The 5,869-nt window shown below is 67.3% G+C and carries 5 protein-coding genes; all 5 read right to left on the bottom strand.

Going from position 1 to position 5,869, the window contains the following annotated elements:
• Positions 1-538, bottom strand: a 538-nt coding sequence (locus D1643_RS09405) for a hypothetical protein (protein ID WP_201751067.1), incomplete at its 3' end; no start/stop codon positions are given.
• Between the two features lie 15 nt (positions 539-553).
• On the bottom strand, positions 554-1,411 hold the full coding sequence (gene nrfD, locus D1643_RS09400; protein WP_160710374.1) for an NrfD/PsrC family molybdoenzyme membrane anchor subunit: 858 nt from the start codon (positions 1,409-1,411) through the stop codon (positions 554-556).
• Positions 1,411-2,046, bottom strand: a complete 636-nt coding sequence (locus D1643_RS09395) for a 4Fe-4S dicluster domain-containing protein (protein ID WP_160710373.1) — start codon at positions 2,044-2,046, stop codon at positions 1,411-1,413. The genes nrfD and D1643_RS09395 overlap by 1 nt, the downstream gene beginning before the upstream one ends.
• A 13-nt stretch (positions 2,047-2,059) precedes the next feature.
• Complete coding sequence (locus D1643_RS12280) at positions 2,060-4,204, bottom strand: molybdopterin dinucleotide binding domain-containing protein (RefSeq protein ID WP_160710372.1); 2,145 nt, start codon at positions 4,202-4,204, stop codon at positions 2,060-2,062.
• A 180-nt stretch (positions 4,205-4,384) separates the two neighbouring features.
• Positions 4,385-5,164: a hypothetical protein gene (locus tag D1643_RS09385; RefSeq protein WP_160710371.1), complete on the bottom strand. Its 780-nt coding sequence runs from the start codon at positions 5,162-5,164 to the stop codon at positions 4,385-4,387.
• Between the last annotated feature and the right edge of the window lie 705 nt (positions 5,165-5,869).

Genomic DNA, 5,869 nt, shown 5'->3' with positions numbered 1-5,869 from the left:
GGGCGGCGGCCGCCCGCCCCTCGGCATCGGCCCCCGGGGCCTCGCCGGCCCCCGGGGTCTCGGCCGCGCCGGCCGCCGCGTCACCGCTCGCGACCAGCGCCAGGGACGCCATGAACTCCAGCTCGCAGGCCAGGGCGTCGGGCTTCAGCCCCTCGGCCACCACGCCGCGGGCGCCCCACCCGGCGGGGTCGAACCCCACCGCGCGGTAGCACGAGAGCACGTGGTCGGAATGACGCGAACGCAGGGGCCCGAAGCGCAGGCGGCCGTCATCCTCGTAGGCCTCGCGCACGCTCCCCTCCACCAGCGGCAGGTAGTAGGGGCTCGCGGTTACCACGAAGCGGTCGAAGAACCGCTGCTCCAGGGCCTCGCCCGGCGTGACCGCCGCGAAGCGGTCATCGCCGAGCGCCTCGGCCACGCGCTGCACCTCGCCCACGACGGCCTCGTCGGGCTGCTGGGCGAGGGCCCGGGCGACGGCATCCGCCACCAGGGCGAACCCCCGCAGCTGGGCGGCGTCGAGGGTGGGGGTGTTATCGGTCATGGCCGAAGTCCTTTCCTACAGGAAGATGGGCACAGCGGCCATCACGACGGCATAGCGGAAGGCGAAGCCGCCCACCAGGATGCACACCCACTCGGCCAGGCCATACCACGCCGGGGCCTTATCGCCCTGACGCTGGCGCAGGACGGCCAGGGCCAGCGGAGCCACCAGGCCCACCGCCACGACGCCGCCCCAGAACACCACCGCCTGGGAGCCGGACACCAGGTTGGCCACAGACGCCGCGGCCGCAGCCGCGCCGCTGCCGGCGGTGCCGGACACCACGGCCAGCAGCAGAATGAGCGCCGCCGCCTCGGCCACCGGCAGCACGAGGGCCGCCCGCGACACCCACGAGGGAGCCGCAGAGCCGCCGCCCGCCACGCGGGTAGCCAGGCCCCAAGCCGCATAGCCCGTGTAGGCCGCCGACACCAGGAAGGCAATCGGCAGCGCGGCCAGGCTCCACAGCGGGAAGGCCGGGGCGGTGCCCAGCAGCACGCCCGTGTAGAGGGAGACGCCCAGGCCGAGCACGGCCGTCACGATCTCCAGCGCCCTCGGCGGCTGCTTCTTCGCCAGCATCATGCCCGCGCAGACGATGGCGCCCACCAGGAACAGGCTGATGAAGATGACGCCCCAGGCCATGACGGACCCGAGGTTGCCGATGAGGTGCACGAAGCGCAGGGGGTGCATCATGCCGCCGCGGGCGTCCACGGCCAGGATGAGGGCACCCAGCCCGACAGCCACGACGGCCACGGCCACGGCGGCCAGCTTGGCCTTGCGCGCCGCGTCGTCACGGCCGCAGGCAAACGCCGCGAAGATGAACGTCCACGCGCCCATTCCCGCCAGGAACAGGTCGATGGCGACAATTCCATCCCAAACCATTACTGCCTCCCCTCATAGGGGGCGATCACGTTGCCTCCCTTGTGCACAGCCGACACCGGCTTGGCGGCCAGGGTCTCATCGAGCCCGATGTAGTAGACGCGGGGCTCCATGCCCAAGTCCTCCATCAGGCCCTTGGCCTTGTCCCCGGCCTCCGCGAGCTTCTTGGAGATGTCGCTGTCGGGGTCGTTCAGGTCGCCGAACATACGCGAGGTGGTCACGCACGTGCTCACGCAGGCGGGCAGCAGGCCCTCGGTGGTGCGGTGGTGGCAGAACGTGCACTTGGACACGTCGCCGGACTCTTCCACCATATAGCGGACGCCGTAGGGGCAGGCGGCCATGCAGTACTTGCAGCCGATGCACTTGTCCTGATCGATCTGCACGGTTCCGTCGTCAGCCTGGTAGCTGGCGCCGGTGGGGCACACGCTCACGCACGCCGGGTTCTCGCAGTGGTTGCACAGCTTCGGCAGGTTCGCGCGGGTCACGCGGCCGTCCTCCGCCTCGGCATCCCAGCTCTCCACCCACGTGTTGAACTTGGTCAGGGGCGGTTCGTTCTCCTGCTTGCAGGCGACCGTGCAGGCGTTGCATCCGATGCAGACGCCCAGGTCGATCAGCATTCCCAGTCTCTTCTCACTCATGGTCACTCACCTCCTACGCCTTCTCGATCTTGAACATGCCGCCGCAGCGGCCGGGGCTGGACGCGTCGTTGTCGGCGATGATGCCCAGGCCACCATGTTCGGCCACCACCGGATCCACCATCATGTGGATGCGGGTGCCCGCGGCGATGGCCGGATCGCCCTTGGTCACCTTGCCGTCGATCTCCACGTCCTGGGCGCCGTAGTTGATGTGGCCGTAGCCGAAGGCCACCGCGAAGGCGCCCTTCACCTGGCCGGCGCGCACCATGGCCTCGCCCTCGGTGACGTCGCCCAGCGGCGTGATGGCACGCACGCGGTCGCCGTCCTTGATGCCCAGCTCAGCGGCATCTTCCTCGTTCATCTCGATGTAGTTGTGCGCGGCGATGTCACGCATGATCGGGCTGTTGGAGAGCATCGTGACCGAGCGGAACTTCGGCTTGTGCTCGCTGCAGAGGAACGGGTACTCCTCGGCAGAGTAGTGATCCGTCATGGGCGACAGGTCGGCGAACATCTGCTCGTTGTAGTTGAGCGTCGGCGAGAGGCGCTTGCCCGAGTACGGGTTGGTCATGAGGGCGCGCTTCTCGTTGTAGACGTAGGCCTCCTTGGCCTTGAGCCCCTTGAAGCGACCGTCGGCGCCGCGCTTGTAGTCCGCGCCCCAGTAGCGGCCGCCGCGGGAGAGCACCTTGAGAACCTTGGGCCACTCCTCGTCGGTGACGGCCTTCTTCCAGTTCTCGGGCAGCTCGTCGAGGCCCTGAATGTGTGCCTCCTCAGCGGTGATGTCCTCCACCGGCTCCACGGCGTAGGCCAAGTTGGCGACAGCCTTCAGGTAGTAGTCGTAGGAGTCGTTGAACGGGTGCATCGCACCGTTGACGTCGGGGATGGCGTTCTCGCCCCAGCCGGGCAGCTCGCACGCCTTCGCCACGTCGATGAGGAAGGTCTCCCAGCACACGTAGCGGTCGTCAGCGAGCTTGGTGGTCTCGGGGGTCTTGGCCTCCCAGCGGACGGTGGTGCCGTAGCCGCCGATCATGCTCACGGTGGGCAGGCCGAAGCTCTCGTACTGCGTCACGTCGGGGATGAGGTAGTCGGCGTACTGCGCCATCTCGCCCACCACGATGTCGCACACGATGTGCAGCGGCAGAACGGAGGTGTCCTTCAGCTTCTCGATGACCTCGTCGCGCATGGCGCCCGGGGTGGCCTGGATGACGTTGCACATCCACGTCATGAGGATCTTGCACTGGTAGGGGTACTTGTTGACGATGGACATGATGGCCTGCGCGTCAGACTGCGGCGCGTTGGTGTACCACGGCAGCATCGGCTTGGGGTCCTTCTCGCCCGCGGCCACGCGGCTCTTGTACTCGTCGGTCTTCTCCCAGGCCTTGCTGCCGCGGGAGATCATGACGGCGTTCTTGTTGGACACGTCCGGCTTGCCGGCGATGGTGGTCAGGTCATAGCAGGCGCCCTTGCCCTCAGTGACGGGGGCCTGGCCGGACGGGAAGCTGCCGCCGGTCATCTGGTTGGTGCCCATCATGGCCTTGAGCAGCTCGCGGCCAGCCGGGGTGTCGAAGCCGACGACCGACGCGGTCGAGGCTGCGGCGGCCTGGACGGACACCTTGTGGCCATGAGAGCCGAACTCCTTGCCCATGCGCTCGATCTCGCTGGCGGGGATGCCGGTGATCTCGGCGTACTCGTCGATGGTGCGCTCGTTGACCGAGTCGCGCAGCATGCTGAAGCCGGTGCGCACCTTCACGCCATTGACCTCGCCCTCGAAGAACAGGTCGCCCTTGGCCGCAGCGGTGTGCAGGGCCGGCTCGCCGGTGGCCGCATCGATGACCACGTAGTACGTGGGCTGCATGGTGGCCTCCGGATCGGCCGGGGGAACCTCCAGCCCGGCGTCGGCCGCGCGCATCAGCTTGCGGTAGTTCGGGTGGTTCTCGTCGGTGATGACGAGGTAGGTGGCGTTGGTGTGACCGCCGTAGCCGCCAGCCAGGGCAGCCTCATGGCTCGGGAAGGCCATGGCGTCGGCGTCGAAGGTGTTGTCGCGAATGAGAATCTGCGCGATGGCAGAGTAGAGCGCGCCGTTGGTGGCGGGCTTGATGGGCACCCAGTTGATGCCCTCGGCCGTGGGCGTGATGACGCCGTTGGCCAGGGTGGGATCGAGCACGTCGATCTTCAGGTTGCCCTTGCGCAGCGCGCGGGCCGTCTCGCGGCCGATGTACTGGAAGTTGGATCCGTTACCGCCCGGGAACGAGCCGGACCAAAGGATGTACTCGACACCGCCAGCGGTGTCGGGGGTAGTGCCAGAACCGGATGAATAGAGCGAACTCGCTCCGCCTGCAGCGCCTCAACTGGAGTTGTGGCTGAAGGAATTCAGGGTTCCGTAGGTCGTGGCAAAGCGCGCGTTGAGCTGGCGGCGACCGTCAGCACGCGTGTTCATGACCACGATCTGGTTGGACTTGGGGCCCAGGTCGGGCTGATCGGGGTTGAGGGGAGTCGTGGTGTCGTGAAGCTCCTTGAAGCCCTCGACGTACTGGTCCTCGCCCAGGTCAGCGAAGATCTTGCCGCCCTCGGTGACCTCCTTGATGAGCTGGTCCCAGCTGATGGGCTTCCACTTGCCCTCGCCGCGCTTGCCGGCGCGCTTGAGCGGCACGGTGATGCGGTCGGGCTGGCTCACGCCGTCAAGCGTGCCGTTGCCGCGGCCGCAGACGGTGCCGTGGGTGATGGCGCCGTGGCCGTTGGCATAGCTCATGGAGCGATAGGCGTCCTCCAGCGGCGCCTCGAAGTCCAGCTTGTCGCCAGAGCACGCGGGATTGTAGGGATTGCCGCCCACGCCGATGACGCGCCCGGAGGCACGGTCGAGCTTGATGCGGTTGCCGCAGGTGCTGTAGCAGCCCACGCAGCTTGAGTAACGGACGATGACGTCGTCGTTGATCTTGACGTCTCCCGTCTTGGGATCGACGCTCGCCTCGATGGGCTTGCCCTTCTTGGGCACGGGGAACTCGGCGTCAGCGGCAACGGCCAGATCGGGTGTGAGGGCAGAGCCCGCACCTCCCGCCAGCGACGCTGCGCCCAAGACACCCATGGCCCCGAGGAAGCGACGTCGATCAATGTTCAAAGAAGGCATTGATCTCTCCTATGGTTCTTTCGGCGGTTCCTTTTGCTGGACGGCGCGTGCCGCCCCCTCCCTCCGCCGAAGGCCGATGGACATCCCTTGGGGCATGTTGCTCCCCTGGGATCGGTTGCGCATCCGATCGACAGGAGCAGACCCGCGGGAAGTCCCTCTTGCGTGTGTGCGATCTTTGGCCAAATGCACGGCTAGACACTTTAACGTGTCGGTTTGGTAACGTAAATGATGAATTATTGCTCATCATTTGACGGCAAGCGGGTTTTCAGGACTGGCAAACAGTAGTTAGTTTGGAGAAACTGTGGCTTTGAGCGGGGGGGGGTAAATCTGTTACGAGCCGTTGCCGAGCTGTGCGATTGGTGGAAAAGGGCGTTCACAGAAAAACCATGGAGAGCAGGGCCACGCCAGCACCCACGGCAATTCCCGGCCCAAACGGAACCGCTCCCAGAGCGCTGCGCTCCGAAGACGGCGCGCCGCCAGCAGGGTGCGAAGCGTCAGATACCGGGTGGGGGTATGTTTCACGTGAAACATTTGTTTCACGCCCATCGAGCGAAGGGCCCGGCCGGGAGGCAGACGCGCGAGCCGTGGGGGTGGACGCCACGGGGGCGGGGGTCGCCGCTGGGGCGAGGGGCGCGGGTGCGGCGGGGGACGCGAGGGTCGCGGGCGCGGTCGCCGCGGGCGTGGGGACCGTCGCTGGGGCGGTCG

Origin of the sequence: Enterorhabdus sp. P55, assembly GCF_009911695.1 — a bacterium.
Lineage (GTDB): Bacteria > Actinomycetota > Coriobacteriia > Coriobacteriales > Eggerthellaceae > Enterorhabdus.
The sequence above is the reverse complement of the archived record's forward strand: the minus strand, read 5'-3'. Positions and strand labels throughout refer to the sequence as shown.

Coding starts and splice junctions, on each gene's coding strand:
- nrfD (WP_160710374.1), bottom strand. CDS start 1,411: ATGGTTTGGGATGGAATTGTCGCCATCGACCTGTTCCTGGCGGGAATG.
- D1643_RS09395 (WP_160710373.1), bottom strand. CDS start 2,046: ATGAGTGAGAAGAGACTGGGAATGCTGATCGACCTGGGCGTCTGCATC.
- D1643_RS09385 (WP_160710371.1), bottom strand. CDS start 5,164: ATGCCTTCTTTGAACATTGATCGACGTCGCTTCCTCGGGGCCATGGGT.